The sequence below is a fragment of the Rheinheimera pacifica genome (assembly GCF_900108485.1).
GTDB classification, from domain to species: Bacteria; Pseudomonadota; Gammaproteobacteria; order Enterobacterales; family Alteromonadaceae; genus Alishewanella; species Alishewanella pacifica.
Genome location: NZ_FNXF01000012.1, coordinates 84,057 through 110,460, shown reverse-complemented (window position 1 = coordinate 110,460; position 26,404 = coordinate 84,057). Strand labels below are relative to the sequence as shown.

24 protein-coding genes are annotated in these 26,404 nt (G+C 49.0%); 15 read left to right on the top strand and 9 right to left on the bottom strand.

The annotated features are described in order from the left end of the window. Position 1: 1 nt before the first annotated feature. The gene (locus BLW68_RS14870) at positions 2–2,584 is read left to right on the top strand and encodes an ExeM/NucH family extracellular endonuclease (RefSeq protein ID WP_092795056.1); all 2,583 of its coding nucleotides are present in this window, start codon (positions 2–4) and stop codon (positions 2,582–2,584) included. Positions 2,585–2,649: 65 nt separating this feature from the next. On the opposite strand, the gene fadE is transcribed toward BLW68_RS14870, so the two are convergent. After that, entirely contained in the window at positions 2,650–5,118 is a 2,469-nt protein-coding gene (gene fadE, locus BLW68_RS14865; RefSeq protein WP_092795054.1) for an acyl-CoA dehydrogenase FadE, read from the bottom strand. Between the two features lie 188 nt (positions 5,119–5,306). On the opposite strand from fadE, the gene BLW68_RS14860 reads away from it, so the two are divergent. After that, positions 5,307–6,074: a class II glutamine amidotransferase gene (locus tag BLW68_RS14860; RefSeq protein WP_092795052.1), complete on the top strand. Its 768-nt coding sequence runs from the start codon at positions 5,307–5,309 to the stop codon at positions 6,072–6,074. Here BLW68_RS14860 and BLW68_RS14855 read toward each other — a convergent pair. The 8 genes from BLW68_RS14855 to BLW68_RS14820 form a co-directional block, all read right to left on the bottom strand. Further along, positions 6,053–6,805: a DUF3108 domain-containing protein gene (locus tag BLW68_RS14855; protein ID WP_245728352.1), complete on the bottom strand. Its 753-nt coding sequence runs from the start codon at positions 6,803–6,805 to the stop codon at positions 6,053–6,055. The genes BLW68_RS14860 and BLW68_RS14855 overlap by 22 nt on opposite strands. Then, on the bottom strand, positions 6,786–7,436 hold the full coding sequence (gene purN, locus BLW68_RS14850) for a phosphoribosylglycinamide formyltransferase (protein WP_092795048.1): 651 nt from the start codon (positions 7,434–7,436) through the stop codon (positions 6,786–6,788). Before purN ends, BLW68_RS14855 begins: the two co-directional genes overlap by 20 nt. Positions 7,437–7,444: 8 nt before the next feature. Continuing rightward, a complete protein-coding gene (gene purM / locus BLW68_RS14845; RefSeq protein WP_092795046.1) occupies positions 7,445–8,488 on the bottom strand; it encodes a phosphoribosylformylglycinamidine cyclo-ligase in 1,044 nt (347 codons plus the stop codon). A gap of 78 nt (positions 8,489–8,566) precedes the next feature. Beyond that, a complete protein-coding gene (locus BLW68_RS14840) occupies positions 8,567–8,974 on the bottom strand; it encodes a hypothetical protein (RefSeq protein ID WP_092795044.1) in 408 nt (135 codons plus the stop codon). Positions 8,975–8,981: 7 nt separating this feature from the next. Next, entirely contained in the window at positions 8,982–9,878 is an 897-nt protein-coding gene (locus tag BLW68_RS14835; protein ID WP_092795042.1) for a LysR family transcriptional regulator, read from the bottom strand. Between the two features lie 23 nt (positions 9,879–9,901). Next, on the bottom strand, positions 9,902–10,867 hold the full coding sequence (gene cmoB, locus BLW68_RS14830; protein WP_092795040.1) for a tRNA 5-methoxyuridine(34)/uridine 5-oxyacetic acid(34) synthase CmoB: 966 nt from the start codon (positions 10,865–10,867) through the stop codon (positions 9,902–9,904). Between the two features lie 24 nt (positions 10,868–10,891). Then, positions 10,892–11,617: a carboxy-S-adenosyl-L-methionine synthase CmoA gene (cmoA, locus tag BLW68_RS14825; protein WP_092795037.1), complete on the bottom strand. Its 726-nt coding sequence runs from the start codon at positions 11,615–11,617 to the stop codon at positions 10,892–10,894. A gap of 59 nt (positions 11,618–11,676) precedes the next feature. Continuing rightward, entirely contained in the window at positions 11,677–12,513 is an 837-nt protein-coding gene (locus BLW68_RS14820) for a DUF72 domain-containing protein (protein WP_092795035.1), read from the bottom strand. 66 nt (positions 12,514–12,579) lie between these two features. Between BLW68_RS14820 and BLW68_RS14815 the strand changes: the two genes are divergently transcribed. From BLW68_RS14815 to ybgF, 13 genes are all read left to right on the top strand, one after another. After that, positions 12,580–15,402, top strand: coding sequence for a transporter substrate-binding domain-containing protein (locus tag BLW68_RS14815; RefSeq protein WP_092795033.1), 2,823 nt, complete (start codon positions 12,580–12,582; stop codon positions 15,400–15,402). An 83-nt stretch (positions 15,403–15,485) separates the two neighbouring features. Next, positions 15,486–17,264 (top strand): aspartate--tRNA ligase, encoded by a 1,779-nt coding sequence (gene aspS, locus BLW68_RS14810; RefSeq protein ID WP_092795031.1) that lies wholly within the window; start codon positions 15,486–15,488, stop codon positions 17,262–17,264. 61 nt (positions 17,265–17,325) lie between these two features. Next, a complete protein-coding gene (locus tag BLW68_RS14805) occupies positions 17,326–18,069 on the top strand; it encodes a YebC/PmpR family DNA-binding transcriptional regulator (protein WP_092795028.1) in 744 nt (247 codons plus the stop codon). A gap of 2 nt (positions 18,070–18,071) precedes the next feature. Continuing rightward, a complete protein-coding gene (gene ruvC / locus BLW68_RS14800; RefSeq protein WP_092795026.1) occupies positions 18,072–18,596 on the top strand; it encodes a crossover junction endodeoxyribonuclease RuvC in 525 nt (174 codons plus the stop codon). A 34-nt stretch (positions 18,597–18,630) separates the two neighbouring features. Then, on the top strand, positions 18,631–19,251 hold the full coding sequence (gene ruvA / locus BLW68_RS14795) for a Holliday junction branch migration protein RuvA (RefSeq protein WP_092795024.1): 621 nt from the start codon (positions 18,631–18,633) through the stop codon (positions 19,249–19,251). A 3-nt stretch (positions 19,252–19,254) separates the two neighbouring features. Then, positions 19,255–20,265: a Holliday junction branch migration DNA helicase RuvB gene (gene ruvB, locus BLW68_RS14790; protein ID WP_092795021.1), complete on the top strand. Its 1,011-nt coding sequence runs from the start codon at positions 19,255–19,257 to the stop codon at positions 20,263–20,265. 726 nt (positions 20,266–20,991) lie between these two features. Continuing rightward, positions 20,992–21,402: a tol-pal system-associated acyl-CoA thioesterase gene (gene ybgC, locus BLW68_RS14785; protein WP_177172259.1), complete on the top strand. Its 411-nt coding sequence runs from the start codon at positions 20,992–20,994 to the stop codon at positions 21,400–21,402. Continuing rightward, positions 21,392–22,081: a protein TolQ gene (tolQ, locus tag BLW68_RS14780; RefSeq protein ID WP_068229636.1), complete on the top strand. Its 690-nt coding sequence runs from the start codon at positions 21,392–21,394 to the stop codon at positions 22,079–22,081. The genes ybgC and tolQ overlap by 11 nt, the downstream gene beginning before the upstream one ends. Further along, positions 22,081–22,512, top strand: coding sequence for a protein TolR (gene tolR / locus BLW68_RS14775; protein ID WP_092795016.1), 432 nt, complete (start codon positions 22,081–22,083; stop codon positions 22,510–22,512). The genes tolQ and tolR overlap by 1 nt, the downstream gene beginning before the upstream one ends. A 1-nt stretch (position 22,513) precedes the next feature. Beyond that, on the top strand, positions 22,514–23,446 hold the full coding sequence (gene tolA / locus BLW68_RS14770; protein WP_092795014.1) for a cell envelope integrity protein TolA: 933 nt from the start codon (positions 22,514–22,516) through the stop codon (positions 23,444–23,446). Between the two features lie 2 nt (positions 23,447–23,448). Then, a complete protein-coding gene (gene tolB, locus BLW68_RS14765; RefSeq protein ID WP_092795012.1) occupies positions 23,449–24,795 on the top strand; it encodes a Tol-Pal system beta propeller repeat protein TolB in 1,347 nt (448 codons plus the stop codon). 40 nt (positions 24,796–24,835) lie between these two features. Continuing rightward, positions 24,836–25,357, top strand: coding sequence for a peptidoglycan-associated lipoprotein Pal (gene pal / locus BLW68_RS14760; RefSeq protein WP_092795010.1), 522 nt, complete (start codon positions 24,836–24,838; stop codon positions 25,355–25,357). Positions 25,358–25,384: 27 nt separating this feature from the next. Next, positions 25,385–26,188, top strand: coding sequence for a tol-pal system protein YbgF (gene ybgF / locus BLW68_RS14755; RefSeq protein WP_092795008.1), 804 nt, complete (start codon positions 25,385–25,387; stop codon positions 26,186–26,188). Positions 26,189–26,404: the final 216 nt, after the last annotated feature.

Below are 26,404 nucleotides of genomic sequence, written 5' to 3'. Positions count from 1 at the left end.
CATGAAAATCAGGACTCTATCAGCAACTATCGCCATGTTATTGGCACCGGCAGTGAATGCCGAATTGTTTATTTCCGAATATGTAGAAGGCTCGGGTAACAATAAAGCACTTGAACTATACAACCCGACCGAACAAGCTATTTCACTCAATGGTTATACAATACAGGTATTTGCCAATGGTGCTGCAACAGCAACCAATACCACTACGCTTAACGGTACTGTGCCGGCAGGTGGCACTTTTGTATATGTGCATACCAGTGCCGTAGCGGAGCTAAGAGACCTGGCAAATCAGGTGTCAGGTAATGCCTCCTGGAATGGCAACGATGCCATAACCTTGCGTAAAGATGGTGTTGTAATTGATTCATTCGGGCAGGTTGGTTTTAACCCCGGTACTGCCTGGGGCAGTGGCGAAACCTCTACCATTGACAGAACCTTACGCCGTAAGGCCGTGACCTATGACGCTAATCCGTTTGACGTATTTGAGCCAGCAAATGAATGGAATGGCTTTGCTATTAATGATTTTTCTGACATCGGTTTATTTAATGGTGAAGGCGGTGGCCCCGGGCCAGATCCTGAGCCGGAACCAGAGCCGATTTTAAGCTGTGGTGAGCCAGCAACGGCAATTTCTGCAATACAGGGTAGTGGTATGGCAAGCCCGCTGGTTGGGCAGATTTTGCAGGTAGAAGCCGTAGTCACGCAAACTTTACCGGGGCTGCAGGGCTATACCATCCAAGCCGTTGGGGCAGAGCAGGATAATGATCCGGCTACATCTGAAGGGCTATTTGTTTATGTAAATACCAGCAATCTTGGTGTTAATGTTGGCCAGCGTGTGCGTTTGCAGGGCACTGTGAACGAGTATTTTACCCAGACTCAACTTAGCAGTATTACTGCAACGCTTGATTGTGGCAGCAGTGCGTTACCACAGCCGGTTGAGATGACTCTGCCTGTACTGAATTTAAGTGAGCTGGAAGCGGTAGAAGGCATGCTGGTGCGCTTTAGCCAGCCATTAACGGTAAATGATACCTTTACTCTGGGCCGTTATGGCGAGTTAACGCTGGCCAATGGCCGCCGCTATACGCCAACTCAGGTTGTAGCACCGGGTGCGGATGCTATTGCACTGGCAGCACAGCATGCGCTGAATAAAATTGTGCTGGATGACGCCAGTACAATACAGAACCCTGCCACAGTGCCATATCCTACAGGCGGTTTATCGGCCGGTAATCCTGTTCGCAGCGGTGATACCGTGATCAATTTAACCGGTACCGTGCACTACTCATTTAATGAGTACCGAATTATGCCAACGACCAGCGTTAATTTTGTGCATAGCAACCCAAGAACGGCCGCGCCGGAGCTCTCTGCCGATGGCAATGTTAAAGTGGCCAGTTTCAATGTGCTGAATTACTTTAACGGTAATGGCACTGGCGGGGGCTTCCCGACAGCGCGTGGTGCTAATACTGCAGTAGAGTTTGAACGCCAGCGGGCGAAGATCCTGTCTGCTATGGTTGCGATGGATGTCAGCGTTATTGGCCTGATGGAAATTGAGAACGATGGCTACAGCAGTACTTCTGCTATTGCTGATCTGGTGCAGGGTTTGCGTACGGCTTCAGGCAACAACAGCTGGCAGTATGTTAGTGCAGCAGGCCCGGTTGGTACTGATGAAATAGCGGTAGGGTTGATCTACCGAGCTGATCAGGTGCAGCCAGCAGGTGAGTTGTTGATCCTTAATTCAGTAAACTCAGCTAAAGATGCCCAGGGCGCGGCCTTGTTTAACGATAGCAGTAACCGGCCTATGCTGGCACAGCGTTTTAACCTGGTAGAAAATAACGCTGAGTTTGCTGTGATGGTTAATCACTTAAAATCCAAAGGTTCTGCTTGCGGTGCCGCCGATCCGGATACCGGCGATGGCCAGGGCAACTGTAACCTGACACGCACCCGCGCAGCTCAGGCAATTGGTATTTTTGCTGCAGAGCACTTTGCCGATATTCCGGCAGTGGTAATGGGCGACTTAAACGCTTATGCCAAAGAAGATCCTATTACCACGCTGGCCCAGGCCGGATATATCAACGTGTTTGATGCACTGGGTAAATCGGGGCATGGTTATGTGTTCTCTGGCTTGTCGGGTTCATTGGACCACGCCTTGCTTAACGATATGGCACTGCAGTATCTGGCCGATGCCACTAAATGGAATATTAACGCCGACGAGCCAATAGCGCTGGATTATAACGTTGAGTTTAAATCACCGCAGCAGCAGCTCGATTTCTATGCGCCTGATGCCTACCGCTCGTCTGACCATGATCCGGTAATTGTATCCTTTAGTTTGCCAGGAGCATTACCACCACTGGACGCCAGCCTGGAACTACTGCGCACCGTGCGCGCCCGTTTTGGTATGAGCCTGGTGCAGCTGGACTGGAGCGGTGACGCGACAGGGCTAACCTTGTATCGTGACAATGAAGCGGTGAGGGATTTAACCGCGCCAGGGCGTATTAACGACAACTTCCGTTCTGAAGCGCCTACAGTAACATACAAAATTTGTCAGCAGGCAACAGCCAGCTGTTCAGCTGAATTAGTGGTGAACTTTAACTAAGCAGATTGCAGTAAATAAAAACGCCGGTGTGAAAACCGGCGTTTTTTTATCAGTTAAAAAATGATTTATGCAGCCTGATCTTTCTCTACTGCACCTGCACCTTGTTGGGTCAGGGTTTTATCTGCCGCCAGATATTCGGGGGCAAAATCATCAACATTAATGGCAAATAAACGGCCACGTTCAGCCACCCGCAGCTGTTCAGCTTCGGCTTCGCTAATAACTTTTAACTGTAAACCTAACTCGGCAACTTCATTCAGGCGATAGAACGGCAGGCGCTTACCGGCAGCATGGGTAACCTTATCAAACACCGGTTCTGCGGCCAGCACATCGCGCAATGCCTGCTCCATTAAACCTAACTGATTTAACGGCTCGTTCTTCAGGTATAAATGATGGCCCAGGCGTGAACGTGCTTCGCCCGGCGTTTGCATAATGCGGGCAACCTTGTGCTCAATAACATCTGAAGCTTTACGTAAGGTACGGCCCCATGGAAACACTACCCGTTTTAACACCACGCCCACTACGCGGTTAGGGAAGTTGTCAAATAACTCATTCAGTGCCAGCTGAGCTTTCGCCAGATTGTCTTCACAAGCCCATTGTACCAGGGGTAAATCGTCAATCTTACGGCCTTCGTCGTTGTAGCGTTTTAACACTGCAGACGTGAGGTACAGCATACTTAAAATGTCACCCAAACGGGCTGAGATCCGCTCGCGACGTTTTAAGTCACCGCCTAAGGTACCCATGGCAACATCTGACATCAGAGCTAACGCTGCACTAAAGCGGTTCATTTGCTTATAGTATTTTGCCGTTGCATCGCCATAAGGCGCGCTGCTAAAAGCACCACCAGTTAATGATAACCAGAAGGTACGGAAGAAATTACTGATAGCAAAACCAATATGGCCAAACAGCGCTTTATCAAAGGCGGTTACTGCCGCACCCTGATCGTCTAACTGGGCAGCTTGCAATTCGGCCAGTACATAAGGATGGCAGCGAATAGCGCCCTGACCGTAGATAATCATATTACGGGTTAAAATGTTGGCGCCTTCTACTGTAATGGCTACCGGAGCACCCTGATAACCGCGCGCCAGATAGTTGTTCGGGCCCATACAAATGCCCTTACCACCGTGAATGTCCATTGCATCGATAATGGCCTGGCGCATCCGTTCGGTCATATGGTATTTGGTAATGGCTGAAATTACTGACGGCTTCTCGCCTAAATCTATTGAGCCGACCGACATAGTAGTAGAGGCATCAGCCATATAGGCATAACCGCCGATACGTGCCATTGCTTCTTCCACGCCCTCCATCTTACCAATCGGCAATCTGAACTGACGACGAATACGGGCATAAGCGCCGGTGGCCATAGCTACCGCTTTAATACCGCCGGTGCTGTTAGATGGCAGGGTAATAGCGCGGCCTACAGACAAACACTCTACCAGCATACGCCAGCCCTGACCGGCCATTTTCGCGCCACCGATAATGTAATCCAGCGGCACAAAAATATCTTTACCCTGGGTAGGGCCATTTTGAAACGGCACATTTAGCGGAAAGTGACGGCGGCCAATTTTTACGCCCGGCGTACTAACAGGAATAAGGGCACAGGTAATGCCCAGCTCTTCTTTATCTCCCAGCAGTTTTTCCGGGTCGTACAGTTTAAATGCTAAACCCAGCACAGTCGCAATAGGCGCCAGGGTGATATAACGTTTGTCCCAGGTCAGGCGCATACCAATGACTTCTTCGCCTTCCCACTGGCCCTTACAAATAATACCGGTATCGGGGATTGCACCAGCGTCTGAACCTGCTTCCGGGCTGGTCAGGGCAAAACAGGGCACTTCAAGGCCTTTGGCCAGCCGTGGTAAATAATGTTTTTTCTGCTCGTCAGTACCGTAGTGTTGCAGCAGTTCTCCCGGGCCTAAAGAATTAGGTACACCGACAATACTGGATAACACCATGCTCTTGCTGGTGAGTTTTTGCAGCACACAAGACTGCGCGTAAGCGGAGAATTCCAGACCACCATATTCTTTTTTGATGATCATGGCGAAAAAGCCTTTGTCTTTTAAATACTGGTAAACTTCAGGCGTTAAATCTGCGCGTTCGTGCGTAGTATGCCAATCATCCATGATGGCCAGCACTTCTTCTACCGGACCGTCGAGGAAGGCCTGCTCTTCGGCACTTAACCGCGGTACCGGGAAGTTATGCATTTTATGCCAGTCCGGGTTGCCACGGAATAAGTCAGCTTCCCACCAGGTAGTACCGGCGTCGATCGCTTCTTTCTCAGTGCTGGACATTTCCGGCATGATTTTACGGTACACTTTAAGTAGCGGTTTAGTCAGGTATTGCTGGCGTACTGCGGCAATATTCAGCGGCAGTGTAATCAGTAAAAATACTATCCAGCTTATTACGCCAACTATATCTAATGCTGTGCCTGCTGCCAGTATTACTGCGATAACGGCAGTAAACATTGTTAAGCTGGCGCGGTTATACGCCAGTATGCCAATTGCGGCGATAAGTACCGCAGAAAAAACTAACCCTTCCATTTTTTTCTCCCAATGAGAGGTCTGACCACTGTGTGGTTAGAGTAAAACGCTTTAACTAAAGTTGCAAGCCTAAAAGCGGTTGTCGCATAAAGTGATTGTCAACTTTAGCCACAACTCTTAGGCTATTACGTTTAAGCATAGCCTTTTGGCTTAGTTTCGCCGCAGCACTTTCTCAGCTAAGGACGCGTATGTGTGAATTACTTGGTATGTCGGCTAATGTGCCAACTGATATTTGCTTTAGCTTTAAAGGCTTAAAAGAGCGGGGCGGGCGCACCGGCCCGCACAAAGATGGCTGGGGCGTAGCCTTTTATGAAAATAAAGGCGTATGTACTTTTAAAGATGCCTTGCCAAGCTATCAGTCAGAAATTGCCCGGCTGGTGTCAGATTATCCGATAAAGAGCAAAGCGGTTATTGCCCATGTGCGCCAGGCGAACCGCGGCAGGGTAGGGCTGGAAAATACCCATCCGTTTAGCCGTGAGTTATGGGGCCGGTACTGGACCTACGCCCACAATGGTCAGCTAAGTGGTTATCAGCAATTGCCGGTAGCACGCTTTACCCCGGTGGGCACTACCGACAGCGAGCGGGCGTTTTGTTATTTACTCAGCGAACTGGACAAAAGGTATCCACAAAAACCACCAGGGCGCAAAGCGGCATTTACGTTTATTCAGCGTAAATGTAAAGAGCTGCAAAAGCTGGGCGTATTTAATATGTTGCTGACCGATGGTGAGTACTTATTAACCTATTGCACCACCAAACTGCATTGGATAACCCGGCGCGCACCTTTTGGTATTGCCCGGTTGTCAGATGTTGATGTTGATATTGATTTTAGCCGTGAAACCACACCCAATGATGTGGTGACGATTATTGCCACTGAACCGCTAACCAATAATGAACAGTGGCATAAGATGGCAGCCGGAGAAAGCCAGCTGTTTCGCTATGGCGAACCGCTGGCCTGAACGGCGGGTGTCAGGTCAAGTTTGTGTAATTGTACGTCGAACTGTTCAACATTGTCTTCACCGCGCCATAAGCGCACCAGCATGTAATCCAGCTCTGGTGCGACCCAGGCGTAAATCTGTTTATCGCTGTTTTCTTCAATACGGGCGATACGTAAGGTTTTAATATTACCATAGGGCAGTGGCAGCATTTCTTCGGCCACCACTTTATAGTGGTAAGGCTTGCTGTCACCATGCCGGTTTAGCACATTGTATGTAAATTCAGTTTTACCGGCACGTAAGTCCAGCACCAGTTGCAGCTGATAACTTATCTGATCCAGCCAGTCGCTCTGCCACTCAACTGTTTTGGGTTTACGCGCTTTACCTTCGCTTAATACTTTAGCGACAGGGTCGAGGTTTAGCTCGTAGTAGCGGTTTGGGCCTGTGCCTGAGCGTGTCATCACATAACGCAGTGGCTGAATAGCACCATCGGTTACGGTAAAGTCTGAAGTTTCATGCCGCCTGTCAGAGAATATCATCCAACTGATATCACTGCTGTAACCCAGCTGATAGCCTTGTTCTGTGGTTTTTAAATAACGGTTGGCTTCGCCATGTTTTTTACCCGCCCGATACACAATGTAATCGGCGTTAAAACTGCTTAACGGTACGGTTTCAGCACTGGCGGCGCTGCAAAAGAGTGCCGTTATTACAACAAAAGGCGCCCATAAGCGCCAGCTAGTCTTCGTCTTCATCATTGGCATAACCGTTGGCTGCTAATAAATTGCCATCTAACCATGCCTGATCTGAGTGCTGTTGTAAACGGTTTTGGCAAAACCAGCGAACTACCAGCGGATAAATACGGTGTTCCTGTTCATGTACCCGCTCAGCGAGGCTTTGGGCATCATCATCGGCAAATACCGGCACTTTCGCCTGTAAAATGACCGGGCCACCATCAAGCTGCTCGGTAACAAAATGTACACTGCAACCATGCTCGCTATCACCTGCATCAATAGCGCGTTGGTGTGTAGTCAGGCCCTGATATTTAGGTAATAACGAAGGGTGAATGTTAAGCAGGCGGCCGTTAAAGTGTTGTACAAAAGCCGGCGTAAGAATACGCATAAAGCCGGCTAATATCACTAAATCAGGTTTGTGCTGCTCAATGGCGTCAGTTAGTGCCAGATCGTATTTGTCGCGGCTGGCATAATTTTTATGGCTGAGTACCTGCGTGCTGATACCCGCTTCATTCGCCCGTACCAGCCCGTAGGCATTCGCTTTATTTGAAATCACGGCACTGACTTTACCAGGGATAAAACCACTGCTGCAGGCGTCAATAATGGCCTGCAGGTTTGACCCGCTGCCGGAAATCAGTACTACGATAGATTTCATCGGTTGCCTTATTCGTTAATAATAACCAGCTCATCGCCTGCCGCTGCAGACTGAATTTCACCCAGGTGCCATACTGTTTCACCGGCATCACGCAGTATGCTGATGGCCTGTTGCAGTTTGTCCTGCGGTACTACCACCAACATGCCCACACCACAGTTAAAGGTGCGGTACATTTCGTGGCGGCTGATATTGCCTTGCTGCTGCAGCCAGTTAAAAATGGCTGGCCACTGCCAGCTATTACCATCGATAACGGCTTTGGTATTCTCCGGTAATACCCGCGGAATATTTTCCCAAAAACCACCACCGGTAATATGACACAACGCATGCACCGGGGTTTGCTTAAACAGGTTAAGCAGGTTTTTCACATAAATGCGGGTAGGCTCCAGCAGGTGGTCGGCCAGAGACTTGCCTTCAAGCAGTGTATCCGGGCTTTGGCCGCTGACTTCCAGTACTTTACGAATTAACGAGAAACCATTGGAGTGTGGGCCGGAAGACGCCATGGCAATTAACTGATCGCCTGGTTTTACCTTACTGCCGTCGATAATATCGGCTTTTTCCACTACGCCAACACAGAAACCGGCAATATCATAATCTTCGCCGTGATACATGCCCGGCATTTCGGCGGTTTCGCCGCCAACCAGTGAACAACCAGACTGATAACAACCTTCAGCAATGCCGTTAACTACAGCCGATGCGGTGTCGACATCCAGCTTGCCTGTGGCGTAATAATCAAGGAAAAACAGCGGCTCTGCACCTTGAACGACCAGATCGTTAACACACATGGCTACTAAATCAATACCTACACCGTCATGACGTTTTAAGTCCATGGCCAGTCGCAGTTTGGTGCCTACACCGTCAGTGCCTGATACCAGTACCGGTTCTTTATAACCGGCCGGAATTTGGCACAGCGCACCAAAGCCACCTAAACCCCCCATAACCTCAGGGCGACGTGTGCGTTTGACTGCGCCTTTAATACGTTCAACTAACGCATTACCTGCGTCAATATCAACTCCGGCGTCTTTGTAGCTTAACGATGTTTTCTGCTCGCTCACGGCAATCCTCGAATGACTGAAAGTGGAAAGGCTAAAAATTGGCGGCATTTTACCTGCTTAACGCCGCCGACAAAAGCCTTACTGCATAGCATTTGCCATGGCCTGCTTTACATAGTCATATAAACTGATGCTGTTGTCGCGGGTGATTTTGTGGTAACACACTGAAGCGAATGGAAATTCTTTGTCATTCAGCCTTATATAAACAAAGGGCGCTTCGCTGTCAGTCTGATCATGCTGCCAGTGGCCGCCAACATTGGCGATAAACAACTCACCAATATAAGCGCCGATAATGTTACATAAGGTAAACACCACTTCAGCTGAATGACGTTGCTTTTGCTCCCGGCTGTGTAATTCTGCCAACAGCACATCAATTTGCTGCAGGCTGTCGATGCTGTGATCCAGCGTTAATTTGTGTTCTTCTGCGGCGTAGTTTACCGCGTCTGCGGCCGCGGCCTGCATTAAGTTGTTCAGTTCTTGTTGTTGCATCGTTGCCTCAGGATTTTTGATGAGCCGCCAGAATTAACTGGCGTAATTGTTTACTGCCGGGGCCAAGTGTTTCCTCTTTCGGAGCTACCAGCGATATGGTCGCTATGCGCTCGCTGCTTTGGTTCAGGCTTAGTTGTATCAGAGTGCCACGGGCAATATAGTCTGTCACCATAAAATCCGGTAGCCAGCAAAACCCCAGCCCGAGTTGCAAAATTTCTATTGCTTCAAAAAAATTATCTACCGTCCAGCGTTGTTCTGCCCGCAACCAACCGGCATTTTCCTGCGGTTTTTGCGCAGTATCACGGATCACCAGTTGCAAATGCTGGCTTAGCTCATTCTGATCAATATGGTTTGCTGTGGCCAGTGGATTCTGGCTGCCTGTAACCGGAATAAAGCGGGTGCTGCATAAATGTTCACCGAGGTAGCCTTTGGGAATAACCGACGAAGCGGCAATAACCAGATCGGCCCGCTTTTGCAGGATCATTTCTGCTGTACCGGTAATAACACAGTCGATAAGCTGAATACGGCTGCCGCGGCTAAGCGGATAAAAAGCTGCCAGGGCTTCATTTAAAAAGCGTCGCGGGTAGGCCAGTTCTACCGCAATGCGAATTTCCGGCTCCCAACCCTGATCAATATTGGCCGCTAGCAATTCCAGATCTTCTACTTGTTGTGTCAGCAAACGGGAGCGGCGCAGCATCACTTCACCGGCTTCGGTCAGATAGGCTTTGCGGCCGCGCACTTCCAGCAGTTCAACACCCAACTGGTTTTGCAATTTCGCTACGGCGTGGTTGAGTGATGACTGGCTTTTATTCAGCATCTCAGCCGCCTGAGCATAGCCGCCGGCATCGACCACTGCTTGCAAAATGCGCCATTGCTCCAGAGTTGAACGTGGACGATAAGGCATAACGGGTGTGCGCTCCTGTGGCGTTAAACGTTGGCGACAATCACCGCTCGAAGCGGTGCCGGATAGCCTTCGATGGTTTTACTATGATCAGTTGCATCAAGAAAATCAATTAAACTTTCATTGTCCATCCAGTCGGTTTTACGCTGCTCATCTAACGTAGTGCGGTTTAAATCTACCAGCCGTACATTGCTAAAGCCCAGCCGCTGCAGCCAGTGCGTTAAGGCGGCTACGCTGGGAATAAACCAGACATTGCGCATTTTGGCATAACGCTCGCCGGGCACTAATACTGTATTTTCGTCGCCTTCTACCACTAGAGTTTCCAACACCAACTCGCCACCGGGGCGCAGCTGGTTTTTCAGCTGCTGCAGAAAATCCAGCGGTGAGCGGCGGTGGTACAATACGCCCATCGAGAATACGGTATCAAACTGCTTTAGCGCCGGCATCTCATCAATACCGATGGGGATCAGGTTTACCGCGGGATCAGGGTTAAAGTGTTTTATCGCCTGAAACTGGGCATAAAACAGCTGCGACGGGTCAATGCCGACGACAAATTCTGCGCCTTCGCCGCGCATGCGCCACAGGTGATAACCACTGCCACAGCCCACATCCAGCACAGTGCGGTGTGCCAGCGGCGCAATATGCGGCAGTACCCGATCCCATTTAAAGTCAGAGCGCCATTCGGTATCAATAGCAATACCGTGAATATTAAACGGACCTTTTCGCCAGGGCTTTAACTGCTGCAGTAAGTAACGAATTTGCTGCGCTTCACCGCTGCTGATATCGTCTGCACTGCCAAACTGCACCGCAGTTTTTAGCTCAATCATGCTGGGTGTGGTGGTTGGCAGATTGCTGATTACCTTTTGCCACTGTTTAAAGTCGCCATGCAGGGCGTCTTTGCTCCAGCTTGCCAGCTGCGCAGGTAACGTCTGCAGCCAGCTATGCAATTTATTACTGGCCAGTTGGGCATAAAAAGGTGTGAAGTCGAGCATAGCTAACCTTATGTAAGAGCGGTCTTATTTAATCGCGACCATTGAGCAGAAATTAAAACACTGAAACCATAGTGTCTGGCTGGTAAAACCGGCTTGTTGCAAGCGTTGCTGGTGTTCCGGCAGGGTATCTGGCTTCATTACATTCTCCAGTGCGCTACGTTTTTGGCTGATTTCCAGCTCGCTGTAGCCGTTAGCGCGTTTAAAGTCGTGGTGTAACTCCACCAATAAGTCGTTAGTCTGCGCGTCTTTATTGATAAACTTTTCTGACAGGATCAGTAAACCGCCCGGTTTTAGGCCCTGATATACGCGGCTAATCAGGGTATTACGGTCTTCTTTGGGTAAAAACTGCAAGGTAAAGTTAATTACCACTATAGCGGCCTGTTCAATCGGTTGCTGACGAATATCAGCCAGTTTTACCTCAACCGGTATATCAGAGCGAAACGCCAGCAAATGCCGCTCGCAGCGCTCTACCATAGCACTACTGTTATCTACCGCGATGATCCTGCTGTTGGCTACGCTGATATTGCGCCGCATTGCCAGTGTTGCGGCACCAAGCGAGCAGCCCAGATCGTAGTAATTACTGTCAGGCTGTTGAAAGCGGCCGCTTAACTTGCCAATGGTTTGAATAATAGTTTGATAGCCGGGTACCGAGCGCTGGATCATGTCGGGGAATACGTCGGCGACCTGATCGTCAAAACGAAAATCCTGAATATGAGCCAGTGGCTCGGCGAAAATAGCATCTTTTTGCATAAAAACTTGTCGGTAGAAAGCAGTGTAAGTGGCGCTATTTTACCTTAAATATCGCAAAACTACAGCAAACTGAATTGCTGCTCGCCTGGCCAGGGCGCGAGGCAGCTGTGGGCGTAAGCTAAATCCTGTGCAAACTGGCGGCATAGTTGTGGTGCTAAATGGTTATCCGGCGTATGAAAAAAGCAAAACGGGCTTTTGCCTTCATCGAGCCATTGCGGCACTTTAGTAAGCCATGGCTGATAAAACTGCCGGTTTACTGCCATATCATCAGTACCGATAAACCTTAACATAGGCGTTTGGCTGAAACTTATTGCATGCACCGGTACCCGTGGTTTTTTGGCTTGGGCATCAATTAACGCCTGAGTGGTTGCAGGCACAGAAAATAAGGCTCTGCTGTCGATTACTACGCGCTCAGCTTTATAGTGCTGCAACATTTTGTGCAGCTGAATTTCATATTGGCCTTTGTCAAAAAAAGCCGGATGGCGTACTTCCAGTGCACAGCGGTACTGTTGGCTAATTTGCTCAACCAGTGTACTGATTTGGCCAAAGTCGGCCGGGCCTGTGCGGGCGGGCAGTTGCAGATGCACCAGCGCCAGCTTCTGGCCAAGTACAGCCATGCGTTTAAGCCAGTCTGCCAGCTGCACCAGGCTGTCTGCACCACCATGATGGCTGATGCGCTGCGGCACTTTTAAAGTAAAACGGTAGTGCTCGGGCGTGTCTTGCTGCCAGCGCTTTAATGTGTCATCTGATGGATCAGCATAAAAGGTGGTGTTGCCCTCAGCACTGTTAAAATAACGGGCATATTGCGGCAAAAAGTCGGTTGCTTTTGCGTCTACAGTGTAGATCGCGTTTTTCCATTTTGGGTTGGCCCATACCGGGCAGCCGAGATATAACATAGCTGACTTGACCTTACTCCCGTGGCGGCGTACAACTAACAGACTAAGGCTGGGAAGCATAACATAATGATTGGTAAATCTACCTTAGCTTTGTTGCTGATGTTGTCGCTGGCACATACTTATGCGTCTGAAACCGGCTTACCTGCGAGGTTGCAGGTGGCGTTAAGTGCAGACACTTATCCTTATATGTTTACCAATGCTGACGGCGAAGTAGCCGGGCTGGCCGTTGATTACTGGCGCGAAGTGGGTCGCCAGGAAAACATTCAGATAGACTTTATTGCTGCCGATTGGCCAGACACTTTAAAACTGCTGCAACAAGGCGATGTGCAGTTACATGGCGCTATGGCTAGCACGCCAGAGCGCAGTGCCATGTTTAAGCTTACAGAGCTTAATATTGAGGCTTTTAGCAATATCTACGTAATGCGCGATTTAACCGGGGTTAACTCGTTAACAGACCTGCAACCCTTCGTGATAGGTGTGGTGGAAAATACCGGCCACCTGGCGGCGTTAAAACAACAATTGCCGCAAGGCAACTTTATGTATTTTCCTAATATTACTGCCTTGTATCAGGCTGCCCTTGATGGAAAAGTTGCCGCTTTTACCGGTCTGGACCGGCTGCCTACGCAAGACCCCCGCTATGAAGAGCTTAACCGTAAGTTTCCTTTGTTCCGCCGTATTGCATTGCGCAAGATGGAGCTGGTATATGCGGTGCTGCCTGCCAATAAGCAACTGGCACAACAGTTGGCTGAGGCAACTGCGCGGCTTAACCGTAGCTTTCTTGATGAGCTTGAAAGACGCTGGCTGGGAGTGCCTGCAGAGCAGGATACCTTGTTGCTTGGTGTGTCTATTGATAACCAGCCATATATGCATGTCTCGTTGCAGGGCGAGGCGCAGGGGCTGTTTGTTGATATGTGGCAACACTGGTCTGAGCAAACCGGTACAAAAATCGCTTTTGTACCAGACACTTCATTCAATAATCTGAGCAATCTGCAAAAAGGCCGGATTGATGTAGTGGTGGCTTTTCCTGACAACAAAGGCCTGCCCGACAATCTGCAGGATGCACATCAGCTTTACAGTTTTAATTCAGAATTCTTCAGCCCGACAAAATTGCAGCTGAAACAATTGGACGACACCACTACCGGTAAAGTGGGGGTGTTTGAAAATGCGCCTTACGTAGCCGAGTTACAGATACGCTATCCGCAATTAGAGTTTGTCAGGTATCGCTCCCTGAATGAGATGCTGGACGCCTCGTTAAGCGAAGAGCTGCTGGGCTTTTTTGGTGCCTCTGCCACTATGCCGATGCGCTTACAGCAATTAAACGTTTGGGACAGTTTTAACCGGCTGGAATCAAGCAGTGTCAGTTCGCCTTTGTACAGCCTGGTCAGAGCGGATAAACCTGAGTTGGCAGAGCATATCCGGCAAGGTTTTACAGCATTGAAGCTCGATACGCTGATACAGGCAGAGCAGCGTTGGATCACGGATAAATCGCAATATTATTTTTCGACTTTTCGCGACAAAGTACCGTTATCTTTTAAAGAAACCGACTGGCTGAACAACCATAGCAAGCTGCGTGTTGGTATGCTCAGCGACTGGGCACCAATGGAATTTGTCGATGAGGATGGCAACCCGGCAGGTGTTACCGTTGATATGTTTAATTTACTCAGCAAGCGGATGAATATTGATTTTGACATCAGCGTTTACAGCCAGTTCGACGTTATGCTGGCCGACTTACAGCAAAAAAAGCTCGACCTTATTGCTAATGTTTCGCAGCGGGAAGATCGTAAAAGTTATGCGGTGTTTAGCGACGAGTTCTGGTCAATACAATGGGCGGCTCTCAGCCGCGGAGATGCCGCTACAGTGGTCAGTACCGCTGATCTGAATGGTAAACGGGTGGCAATATACAAAGACTATCAATTGGCTAAACACCTTAATGATGCTTATCCACAAATTGACGTAAAGCCTGTTGCTGACTTGCGCCGTGGATTGGATCTTTTGCTGCAGCACGAAGTCGATTTTGTTATTGATTCCGTCGAAGCTGCCAGCGAAATGTTGCGCCAGACTGGCTATATGTATCTGCGCGTGCAGGTGCTGGATGATTTACCGTCTTACCCATCGTTGATTGCGGTACGCAATGATTACCAGCCGTTATTAGAGATCCTCAACAAGGGGCTGCGCAGCATCGGCCAGGCAGAGCGGCAGCAGTTGTATCAAAAGTGGTTTAGCTTTCAGATCACGCAGGGCATTAACAAAGCTCAGTTTAACCGCATGATGTGGCAAATTGGTGGCGCGGCATTGGCATTGCTGACCTTTTTTGTGATTTGGAATCTTTCGTTGCGCAAAGAAGTACGTCTGCGCCGGCAAGCCGAACAAAAAATGCGTTTTATGGCCACACATGATGATTTAACACAATTACCTAATCGTGGCCTGATTAAAGAGCGGATAGAGCAGGCTCTGTTACAACATGCCCGGCATAATGAAATTCTGGCGTTGTTATTTATCGACCTGGACGGTTTTAAAGAGGTAAATGATCTTTACGGCCATGATGTTGGCGATGAGCTGCTGCTGAAACTTGCTTTGATACTCAAAGACGCGGTCAGAAAAAGCGATACCGTTGCCCGTTTTGGCGGCGATGAATTTGTGGTGTTACTCACTGGCCTGCTCAGCCGTGAAGATGCCGCCATTGTGGCAGAGAAAATGTTGCACCAGCTAAGCCAACCGGTAACCCTCTCGGTAGGTGAGGTTAAGATAGGTGCCAGCATCGGTATTGCCGTATATCCGGATGATGGTACCGACAGTGCCAAATTGCTGAAAGTGGCTGACAGCCTGATGTACCGGGTTAAGCAGCAAGGCAAGAATCAGTATTGTTTTTCCCGTTCGGTGTTTTCGTAAGCGGGCAGTGACATTAGGCGTCATTTCTATATAATTAGCCGTCATTTTAGTACCGCTGATTAGCAAGGTAGAAGGAAGGTTTAATGCGTAGCCATTATTGCGGCTTATTAACCGCACAACATGTTGGGCAACAAGTGTCTTTATGCGGCTGGGTTAACCGGCGCCGCGATCTGGGTGGTTTAATTTTTTTAGACCTGCGCGACCGTGAAGGCATGGTGCAGGTAGTTTGTGACCCGGATCTAAAAGACCTGTTTGACGTTGCCTATACACTGCGCAATGAATTCTGCATTCAAATTAAAGGCCAGGTGCGGGCGCGGCCGGATTCTCAGATTAACAAAGATATGGCCACCGGCGCAGTCGAAGTATACGCCAGTGAGTTGGTTATTCTTAATAAAGCAGCCCCGCTGCCGCTGGACTCCAACCAGAATAACAGCGAAGAGCAGCGCTTAAAGTACCGTTATCTGGACTTGCGCCGCCCGCTGATGAGTGATCGGTTAAAGTTTCGCGCTAAAGTAACCAGCTTTGTGCGTAACTTTATGGACAGCCACGGCTTTATGGATGTTGAAACACCCATTCTGACCAAAGCGACGCCGGAAGGCGCGCGCGACTATTTAGTGCCAAGCCGTACGCATAAGGGCCAGTTTTTTGCGCTGCCACAATCACCGCAGTTGTTTAAACAATTGCTGATGATGTCAGGCCTGGACCGTTACTACCAAATAGTTAAATGCTTCCGTGATGAAGACTTACGTGCTGATCGCCAGCCGGAATTCACCCAGATTGATATTGAAACCTCTTTTATGAGTGCCGAGCAGGTCATGGCAGTGACTGAGCAAATGGTGCAACAGATGTTTAACCAGTTGTTGGGTGTCGATTTAGGCAAGATGCCACGCATGCAATATTGGGAAGCGATGCGGCTGTATGGCTCAGACAAACCGGATTTGCGCAACCCGATGCAGTTTGTCGATGTGGCCGATTTACTCAAAGACGTTGAATTTAAAGTGTTCTCCGGCCCGGCTAACGATGCCAAAGGCCGTGTAGTAGCCCTTAAAGTGCCGGGCGCTGCCGAAAAAGTATCGCGTAAAGATATCGATAACTACACCAGCTTTGTCGGCATTTACGGTGCTAAAGGCTTAGCCTGGATGAAGGTGAATGATGTCGCAGCAGGCGCGGATGGCGTGCAATCGCCGGTTGCCAAGTTTTTAACACCGGACATTATCAGCACTATTATTGCCCGCACTGGTGCTGCCAATGGCGATTTAATTTTCTTCGGTGCCGACAGCTACAAAGTGGTCTGTGAAGCCATGGGTGCGCTGCGCTTAAAGCTGGGCGAAGACTTAGGTATTACTCAGCCGGGCTGGAAACCACTGTGGGTAGTGGATTTCCCGATGTTTGAAGAAAACGACGATGGTAGTTTTTCTGCTGTGCATCACCCCTTTACCTCGCCACTGGATACGGCGGCGTTTTTAAACACTGCCAATAACGAGCTTGAGCTGGGTAAACTGCTGTCTAATGCCTACGATATGGTATTAAACGGTACCGAGTTAGGTGGCGGTTCGGTGCGTATTCACACTGCTGAAGTACAGGCTAAGGTTTTCACCTTGCTGGGGATCAGCGATGAAGAAGCGGCAGAGAAATTTGGCTTCCTGCTTGAAGCATTAAAATACGGTGCGCCACCGCACGCTGGTTTGGCTTTCGGCCTGGATCGTTTAGTCATGTTAATGACTGGCGCTACGTCAATTCGTGATGTGATGGCGTTCCCGAAAACTGCCACTGCGGCCTGCCCGTTAACGGATGCCCCGGGCGCCGCTAACCCGGCGCAACTGGCTGAGCTGGGTATCGCAGTGGTGGCTAAAGCGCAATAAGTTTTAATTTTACCTGCAACACCGTGGCAGCAATCTTGCTGCCACAACTAAGGAGTAACTGATGGCCGGCCATAGTAAATGGGCGAACATGAAGCATCGCAAAGCCCGTCAGGATGCGAAAAAAAATAAAATATTCACCAAAATTATCCGTGAGCTAACCGTCGCTGCCCGTTTAAACCCTGATGTTAGCGCCAACCCGCGGTTGCGTTTGGCGGTAGATAAAGCCCTGTCAGAAAATATGACCCGCGACACCATAGACCGCGCGATAAAGCGCGGTGCCGGTGCCAGCGAGGGTGAAAACTACGAAGAGCTGGTATACGAAGGCTACGGGCCGAATGGCGTAGCCGTGATTGTCGAAACCATGACCGACAACCATAAACGTACCGTAGCCGATGTACGCCACGCTTTTACTAAAGCCGGCGGCAGCCTGGGTACCAGTGGCTCAGTAGCCTATTTGTTCAGTCGCCGTGGTGTACTGATATTTGCCCCCGGCGCAGATGAAGACAGCCTGATGGAAGCGGCACTCAATGCCGGTGCCGAAGATATCGTTAGTCATGATGATGGCAGCTTTGAAGTGCTGACCGCAGCAGAGCAGTTTAATGACGTGAAAGACGCGTTGATAGCCGCCGGTTTTAAGCCGGATAGCAGCGAAGTAACGTTAATACCCGCAACCCGCGCTGAGGTAGATGCAGATCATGTTGCGGCGTTTTTTAAACTGCTCGACCAGTTGGAAGACTCAGACGATGTGCAAAACGTCTATCACAATGCCGATATCAGTGACGAGCTGATGGCTGAGCACGGTTAAGCGTGAATGTTATTCTTGGGATTGACCCCGGCAGCCGCTTAACCGGTTATGGTGTAGTGCGCCAGGTAGGCATGAAGTTTGAGTATGTCGCCAGCGGCTGTATTCGTTTGACCACTACTGATTTACTGCCCGAGCGCCTGCTGGATATTTTTAATGGCGTCAGCGAAATTATCAGCCAAACCCGGCCGACTATTTTTGCTATTGAGCAAGTGTTTATGGCGCGAAATGCTGACTCTGCGTTAAAGCTGGGCCAGGCACGTGGCGCTGCCATAGTTGCCGCCAAACATGCCGGGCTTGAGGTGTATGAATATTCAGCACGCCAGGTTAAGCAGTCGGTGGTAGGTACTGGTGCCGCCGACAAAGCCCAAGTACAACATATGGTGCGTACCTTACTCAAATTACCGGCTAACCCCCAGGCCGACGCTGCCGACGCGCTTGCAGTAGCGCTGTGTCATGGGCATACTCAACAGAGTTTAATCAGTTTGGCCGGCCAGGCGCGTAAAACCGTACGCGGCCGGCTACGCTAAGCGGATTTATCACCTTATTCTATAAGCAGACCTTATGATTGGACGTTTACGCGGTATTCTGCTGGAAAAGCAGGCACCGGATCTATTAATAGAAGTGGCCGGTGTCGGCTATGAAGTGCAGCTACCGCTGACCAGTTTTTATCAGCTGCCGGCTACCGGCGTTGAAGCCACTATTTATACCCATTTTGTCGTACGCGAAGATGCGCAGCTGCTGTACGGCTTTGTTAATCAGGCTGAGCGTGCCCTGTTTCGTCAACTGATTAAAGCCAACGGTGTCGGCCCCAAGCTGGCCCTGACTATATTATCCGGTATGACAGCACAGCAATTTGTCCGCTGCGTGCAGTCAGATGATGTCAGCACCCTGGTTAAGTTACCAGGCGTGGGTAAGAAAACGGCAGAGCGTTTAGTGGTAGAAATGCGTGACCGGTTAAAAGACTGGGGCATAGCGCCGAATACGCCGGTTACCGATGGCTTAGTATTGCAGGATGATGACGCGATAATCAGCCCGGAGCAAAGTGCCGAGCAAGATGCCGCCAGCGCACTGGTATCGCTGGGTTACAGCCAGTTGCAGGCCGATAAAGCTGTGCAAAAGGTTAAACAAAGCGGCATGAGCAGTGAACAGCTGATTAAAGCGGCACTGCGGAGCATGATGTAAACCATGATAGAAGCTGATCGTTTAATTCAAACCAGTGCCACCCGTGAAGACGAGGTCATTGACCGGGCGATAAGACCAAAAACCCTGGCCGATTACACCGGGCAAGAGCATGTCTGCCAGCAGATGGCGATTTTTATTGAAGCCGCCAGAGGCCGGGGCGATCCGCTGGACCACCTGCTGATCTTCGGCCCGCCGGGGTTGGGTAAAACCACGCTGGCGATGATCGTTGCCAATGAAATGGGCGTAAACATTAAAACCACCTCCGGCCCGGTGCTGGAAAAAGCCGGAGACTTAGCAGCACTGCTAACCAACCTTGAGCCAAATGATGTACTGTTTATTGACGAAATCCACCGCTTAAGCCCGGTAGTAGAGGAAATTCTTTATCCGGCGATGGAAGACTATCAACTGGATATTATGATAGGCGAGGGCCCTGCGGCGCGCTCAATTAAGCTGGATTTACCGCCTTTTACCTTAGTAGGTGCAACTACGCGGGCCGGCGCCTTAACCTCACCACTGCGTGATCGCTTTGGTATAGTGCAGCGGCTGGAGTTTTATAAAGTGTCAGAGTTAACGCAGATTATTCTGCGCTCGGCGCATTTTCTTAATTTAGTATTAGATGAAGCCGGAGCGGCAGAAATTGCCCGGCGCTCCCGTGGTACGCCACGTATTGCCAACCGTTTACTGCGCCGTGTCCGCGATTATGCCCAGGTTAAAGCCAATGGCGAGGTAACAGTAGAGATTGCCTCACAGGCGTTGCTGATGGTAGATGTGGATGCCGAAGGCTTCGACTATATGGACCGCAAACTTATTCTGGCTATTATAGAAAAGTTTATGGGCGGTCCGGTTGGCCTGGATAACTTAGCTGCTGCCATTGGTGAAGAGAAAGACACCATTGAAGATGTCATAGAGCCGTTTTTAATTCAGCAGGGCTTTATTCAGCGCACCCCGCGTGGCCGTATTGCCTCGCCACGGGCCTATGCTCACTTTGGCTTTGACTTACCGCAAACAGATTAAGCTGAAGGAAAGTATCCACTAACTGGCTGGTGCTGCAGCTAGGCGACAAGTTAAAGTGCAATACGAGCATAGTGGACTATGTGAGTGTTGCGCTTTAATGCCGGCAACAACGCTGCAGTGCGAGCCAGGACGTAGATAAAAAAAGCCCGCTCAGGGAGCGGGCAACAAGTTGAAGGAGTGCTTCAAAAAATCCAGGGAACATGCTTAAACAGCAACAAAATTTGGTGATAACACAAATCTCGCTGCCAAATGATCTTCACTAAAGTGCGGTAACTTCTTGCCTCACTCTTGCGCTAGCTCAGAACACAGGTGCAATAATAAGGATTTCGAGTAATTACTTCAAACGAGAAAATTTAGCACCCAAGCATAAAAAAAACTAATGCTTGTGCAAGGTGCCTTAGCGTTAAATTTAGCCAACCTCTGAAAGAGCATCCCTACAAGTGCAGTGTTCATCTGAGGTTAATCTTAAGCGTGGAAGATACAGCACATTACTTTTTATCGGGCTTCCATAGGTAGGTATTAGGCTAAGTGTATCTGGCATATAGGGTTAAATGAGGAATAAAAAATGTATTTTTTACGGAACCTCACAAAATTATATGGGTCAACAGAAACAAATGAAAATTACAAGTAGCTGATGAAGAAAAATATAGTTGCCGTTCTGCTTGTCAGGCAATTGAGTTAGTGTGCCAGCTTACTTATCATATGCAGCAATTAAAGCGAATGCTCATGTCAGAAACAGTCTTTACATTTCCTGTGCGTGTGTACTATGAAGATACCGATGCAGGGGGAATAGTATATTATGCTAATTATTTAAAATTTTTTGAGCGAGCGCGCACCGAATGGTTGCGCGCACTGGGTATTGAACAGGATTTGTTATTGTCAAATAATGTCGCTTTTGTTGTTACACAAGTTTTAATGGATAACAAAAAGCCAGCAAGATTTAATGAATTATTGACGGTATCCAGCCAGATCAGTACCTTAAAGCAAGCTAGTATGGTTTTTGAGCAAAATATTCATAATGGTGCGGCGGAGTTGGTCTGTTCAGCACATATTAAAGTAGCCTGTATTTCATTACAGGGGATGAAGGCCAGGGCTTTTCCGGCCGAAGTGTCAGAGGTGTTAGCGCGTGGCAGGTGAAATTTCTATTTTAAGTTTGTTGATCGAAGCCAGTTTTGTTGTACAACTGGTTATGCTGATTTTACTGGCGATGTCAGTAATGTCATGGACTATGATTTTCCGCCGCCGTAAAGCCTTAAGTGAAGCTGTGGTTGAAGCGAAAAAATTTGAAGATAAGTTCTGGTCGGGTGTCGACTTAGCTAAATTGTATAACGAAGTCAGTGCCAGAGCATCAAACAATGGTTTAGAAACCCTGTTTAAAGCCGGTTTTAAAGAATTTGCCCGCTTGCATAAAACTAACAGCCGTCAACCTGCTGCAGTAATGGAAGGCACTCAGCGCGCAATGCGTGTTGGCTTGTCCCGCGAAGTAGAGCGGCTTGAAATGCACTTGCCGTTTTTAGCCACCGTTGGCTCTATTAGCCCTTATATCGGTCTGTTCGGTACGGTGTGGGGTATTATGAACTCATTTATCGCCTTAGGAGCTGTAGAACAAGCTACTTTGGCTATGGTTGCTCCGGGTATCGCTGAGGCGCTTATTGCTACGGCCATTGGTTTATTTGCTGCGATTCCTGCGGTAATTGCTTATAACAAGTTCTCACATCAGGTGGAAATGCTTGAAAGCAGCTATGCCAACTTCGTTGAAGAGTTTGCCAATATTCTGCACCGGCAGGCTGTATCTAACGGCGGAGAAGCTGCCTGATGTATGTACGTAAAAAACGTCGTCTGAAGGCTGAAATAAACGTAGTGCCTTATATCGATGTTATGTTGGTGCTGCTGGTTATTTTTATGGTAACAACGCCGTTGATTACTCAGGGGGTGAAGGTAGAGTTGCCTAAATCTGCGGCAGAGCCTATAAAGCAGATGCAAGAAGGTAAAACACCGCTTGTGGCTACGGTAGACCAGGATGGTTTGTACTATTTCGAGAAAGACGGCAAGCAGCAAGGACCATTTACTGCAGCTGAGTTAACTGTTGAGGTTGCCAGTTGGCTGAAAATAGAACCGGGTACGCAAGTGATAGTAAAGGGTGATCGTAAAGTTAGTTATGATGCTGTTATCCGCCTGATCAATGTGCTTAAAGGTGCTGGTGCACCTTCTGTTGGACTGATGACAGATAACGTGGATTCAAATTAAAATGGCTGTTGCAATAGATCCACAACTAGCGAAGTCGCTTGGCCTGCATCTGGCTATAGTGATAGTGCTGGTTTTTGGTGCAGACTTTTCCAGTACACCTGAAATGGTGAGTGTTAGTCTGGAATCTGAAGGTAAAGCGCCAATTGAAGCCGTTGCGATAGATCAACAGCAGTTAAACAGCCGGGTGCAGCAAATGCAGCAGGAGCGTGACAACGCCCGTGCCGCTGAAGAGAAACGCATTCGTGATTTAGAGCGCCGGGCACAGCAGGCAGAAAGAAACCGTGCAGAAGAAGAGGCGCGTTTAAAGCGGGTAGCGGCGGAAAAACGCCAGGCAGATGAAGAGGCGCAAAAGTCCAGAGCCGCAGCTGCCGATGCGAAAAAGCAGCAGGAACAGGAAGCCGCTAAAGCGCGCGAAGCAGAGCAAGCCAGGATAGCGAAAGAGCAGGAACGGAAAAAAGCAGAAGATGCTGCTAGAGCCGCTGAACAAAAGCGTAAAGCTGAGCAGGAAGCAGCAGAGAAAGCTGCTGCTGAAAAAGCTGCAGCGGAGAAAGCTCGTCAGGCTGCAGAAGCTAAAGAACGTGCCGAACAGGAAAGAGCCATGCAAGAACAGATGGCGAAAGAAGCTCAGGCCCGTTCAGCTGCCAGAGCAAGGCAAGCGGCAACAGAAGTGCAGCGCTATACCGCGTTGATCCGCGATGCTGTGCAGCGTAATTTGTTAGTTGATGAAAGTATGCGTGGCCGGTCGTGCCGGATAAATATTCGCTTAGCGAGTAATGGTTTTGTTACCAATGTGGGCGTTATTAGCGGTGACAAAACAGTATGTGACGCCGCTATACGGGCTGTAAACCGCGCAGGTACTTTACCTGTGTCGCCAGACCCGGATGTGTATAACCAGTTGAAAGACATTAACTTAACGGTGAGTCCAGAATTTTGATTATGTTTAAATTGTTCAGAAATGCAGTTGTTATTATATCGCTGATGCTAAGTACGGTTGCTCAGGCATCATTAGAGATTGTGATTACCGAGGGTATCGACTCTGCCAGACCGATCGCAATACTGCCATTTACCTTTAAAGGTGCTAATTTACCTAAAGAGCGGATAGATGAAGTTATTGCCGCTGATCTGATGCGCAGCGGCAAATTTAGCCCGCTGGCCAGTATAAAGATGCCACAGCGGCCGCCAACTTCGGCACAAATTGACTACGCTGCCTGGGCGCGCGAAGGTGTTGAAGCTATTGTAATTGGCCAGATAACAGAAATAGGTATTGACCGTTATACGGTTAGCTTTGAATTGATTGATGTATTGAAGGGCAGTAACAGCGCAGATCGACAGTCGTTAAATGCCGGGCGTTTAACCGGCAGTAATGCCCACATCCTTGATAGCCGTGAAACCACGATCAATGGCAGCCAGTTCCGTCAGTATGCCCACCGTATCAGCGACATAGTATATGAAAAGCTGACCGGCGAGCGCGGAGCGTTTTTAACCAAAATTGCCTACGTATTGGTAAATCGCAACCAGCAGTTCCCTTACCAGCTGGTTGTTGCTGATTATGATGGTGCAAATGAGCAGGTGTTACTGCGCTCAAAAGAGCCGTTAATGTCGCCAAGCTGGTCACCTGATGGTACCAAGTTGGCGTATGTAACATTTGAGAAACGCCAGTCACAGATCTATATTCAGGATATTTATAGCGGACGTCGTACTATGTTAAGCAGCTCACCGGGTATTAACGGTGCGCCAACATGGTCGCCGGACGGTAAGCGCTTGGCCCTGGTGCTGTCGAAAGACGGTAATGCTGAAATCTACTTGATGGATGTAGCTACTAAGGCGTTAACGCGAGTAACAAATCATCGTGCTATCGACACTGAACCGTCGTGGTCACCTGATGGTAAGGAGCTGCTATTTAGTTCGGAGCGAGGTGGCAATCCGCAACTTTATAGCGTAAATTTGTTAACGGGTGCGACCAGACGTTTAACCTTTGAAGGTGAAATGAACCTGGCGGGCTCTTACACTCCGGATGGAAATTCGGTTGTAATGGTGAATCGCACCAGAGGGCAGTATCACATTGCAAAAATGGATCGTCAGACCCGTTTTCTGCAAGTGTTAACAAAAACAAATCTGGACGAGTCACCCAGCGTGGCGCCAAATGGTTCTATGATTATTTATAGTACCACTCATGGTTCTTCGCAGGTGTTAGCACTGGTTTCTATGGACGGTCGTTTTAAAGCGCGTCTGCCGGCGGTAGAAGGGCAAGTTAAGTCTCCGTCGTGGTCGCCTTTTTTATAAAAGAAAAGCGTTATTACATTTAAATACTAAGGACAACATCATGAAATTAAATAAAGTGTTAAAAAGTTTATTGATCGCATTACCAGTGCTGACCATGGCTGCTTGTAGCTCAACTTCTTCAACTGATGCATCTGATGCTGATACCTCTGGTGTTGGTCGTGAAACTGTGCAAGTTGACACTGTTGGCCAAACAGTAAGCCCTGCTGAGCAGTTACGCCAGAAGCTGGAAGCTCTGCGTCAGGAAAATACTGTTTACTTCGATTTTGACAAAGCGACTGTGCGTCCTGAGTTCATTGAAGTACTGCAGGCTCACGGTGCTTTCTTAACAGCTAACCCAAGTGTTCGCGTTACTGTCGAAGGCCACACTGACGAGCGCGGCACTCCAGAATACAACATCGCCCTGGGCGAGCGTCGTGCTATTTCTGTAGTACAGTATCTGCAAAACCTGGGTGTTTCTGCCGGCCAAATCTCTACTGTTAGCTACGGTGAAGAAAAGCCAGCTGATACTTCACGTGGTGAAGCAGGCTTTGCTAAAAACCGTCGTGCAGTGTTAGTCTACTAATCCAGACTCATTACTATATTGATACGCATGACAGTGAAATATACTCTGCTTACAGCGATAACACTGGCCCACGCCAGTGCTATCGCAAATCCGGCACCGGTTACTGATATTAACCGCAACCGATCTGCTATTAGCACTACTCAACAGGCTCAGCCTGCGGGTTCAATGGAACAACGCTTAACTGCGCTTGAGCGTATTGTTGAAGCAAGATCAGATGCACAGCTTCGTTTGGCACAACAGTTACAACTGTTGCTGGATGAAGTCAGCGAGCTGCGCGGAGTAACTGAAACACATACGTATCAGCTTGACGAAATCCTGCAGCGTCAGCGTGATATCTATCAGGAAATAGACCGGCGTGTCAGCGCGATACAGACAACGCCGTCTGCCAATATACCGACAATACCTGCTAATACCTCAGCACCTGCTGCGGGGGCTGCAGTGTATTCATCTGATGTTTCTGAAAATGAAGCCTATGATAAAGCGGTAAACATGGTACTGAAAGAGCGCCGCTATGACGCAGCAATTCCTGAGTTCGAAAGCTTTATCAAGAGTTACCCTGATTCAGGCTATGCGCCTAACGCACATTATTGGCTGGGACAGTTGTTATTTAACAATAATGAACTGGCTAAAGCGAAGACGCATTTTGAGCGGGTAGTGAACAACTTCCCGGATTCCGGTAAAGTGGCCGATGCCTTATTAAAATTAGGGCAGGTGGCAGAGCGCGAGAACGACAAAAATACAGCACTGCGATATTATCGCCAGCTGCTGGAAAAACAGCCCAACGCTACTTCAGCGAAGCTGGCGCAGGATAGAATCAACGCACTTAAATAATAGGAACCCGGCTTAGCCCGGGTTTTTTCTGCAAGCCTGAATACCTCCAAACGCTGGCATTTTGAGCAGTCAGACCATATAGGCGTGGTTTTTAACACTTTTTGGTTGCACAAAAGCCGTAAATCAGTAAGATATGCCTCCGCGGTTAGGGTCATTAGCTCAGCTGGTAGAGCAGCGGACTTTTAATCCGTTGGTCGATGATTCGAATTCATCATG

Coding starts and splice junctions, on each gene's coding strand:
- BLW68_RS14820 (WP_092795035.1), bottom strand. CDS start 12,513: ATGTTATATCTCGGCTGCCCGGTATGGGCCAACCCAAAATGGAAAAAC.
- BLW68_RS14860 (WP_092795052.1), top strand. CDS start 5,307: ATGTGTGAATTACTTGGTATGTCGGCTAATGTGCCAACTGATATTTGC.
- purN (WP_092795048.1), bottom strand. CDS start 7,436: ATGAAATCTATCGTAGTACTGATTTCCGGCAGCGGGTCAAACCTGCAG.
- tolR (WP_092795016.1), top strand. CDS start 22,081: ATGTATGTACGTAAAAAACGTCGTCTGAAGGCTGAAATAAACGTAGTG.
- BLW68_RS14805 (WP_092795028.1), top strand. CDS start 17,326: ATGGCCGGCCATAGTAAATGGGCGAACATGAAGCATCGCAAAGCCCGT.
- ruvB (WP_092795021.1), top strand. CDS start 19,255: ATGATAGAAGCTGATCGTTTAATTCAAACCAGTGCCACCCGTGAAGAC.
- cmoA (WP_092795037.1), bottom strand. CDS start 11,617: ATGCAAAAAGATGCTATTTTCGCCGAGCCACTGGCTCATATTCAGGAT.
- BLW68_RS14840 (WP_092795044.1), bottom strand. CDS start 8,974: ATGCAACAACAAGAACTGAACAACTTAATGCAGGCCGCGGCCGCAGAC.
- tolB (WP_092795012.1), top strand. CDS start 23,449: ATGTTTAAATTGTTCAGAAATGCAGTTGTTATTATATCGCTGATGCTA.
- ruvA (WP_092795024.1), top strand. CDS start 18,631: ATGATTGGACGTTTACGCGGTATTCTGCTGGAAAAGCAGGCACCGGAT.
- ybgF (WP_092795008.1), top strand. CDS start 25,385: ATGACAGTGAAATATACTCTGCTTACAGCGATAACACTGGCCCACGCC.
- ybgC (WP_177172259.1), top strand. CDS start 20,992: ATGTCAGAAACAGTCTTTACATTTCCTGTGCGTGTGTACTATGAAGAT.
- BLW68_RS14855 (WP_245728352.1), bottom strand. CDS start 6,805: ATGATGAAGACGAAGACTAGCTGGCGCTTATGGGCGCCTTTTGTTGTA.
- BLW68_RS14870 (WP_092795056.1), top strand. CDS start 2: ATGAAAATCAGGACTCTATCAGCAACTATCGCCATGTTATTGGCACCG.
- tolA (WP_092795014.1), top strand. CDS start 22,514: ATGGCTGTTGCAATAGATCCACAACTAGCGAAGTCGCTTGGCCTGCAT.
- cmoB (WP_092795040.1), bottom strand. CDS start 10,867: ATGCTCGACTTCACACCTTTTTATGCCCAACTGGCCAGTAATAAATTG.
- pal (WP_092795010.1), top strand. CDS start 24,836: ATGAAATTAAATAAAGTGTTAAAAAGTTTATTGATCGCATTACCAGTG.
- fadE (WP_092795054.1), bottom strand. CDS start 5,118: ATGGAAGGGTTAGTTTTTTCTGCGGTACTTATCGCCGCAATTGGCATA.
- BLW68_RS14815 (WP_092795033.1), top strand. CDS start 12,580: ATGATTGGTAAATCTACCTTAGCTTTGTTGCTGATGTTGTCGCTGGCA.
- aspS (WP_092795031.1), top strand. CDS start 15,486: ATGCGTAGCCATTATTGCGGCTTATTAACCGCACAACATGTTGGGCAA.
- BLW68_RS14835 (WP_092795042.1), bottom strand. CDS start 9,878: ATGCCTTATCGTCCACGTTCAACTCTGGAGCAATGGCGCATTTTGCAA.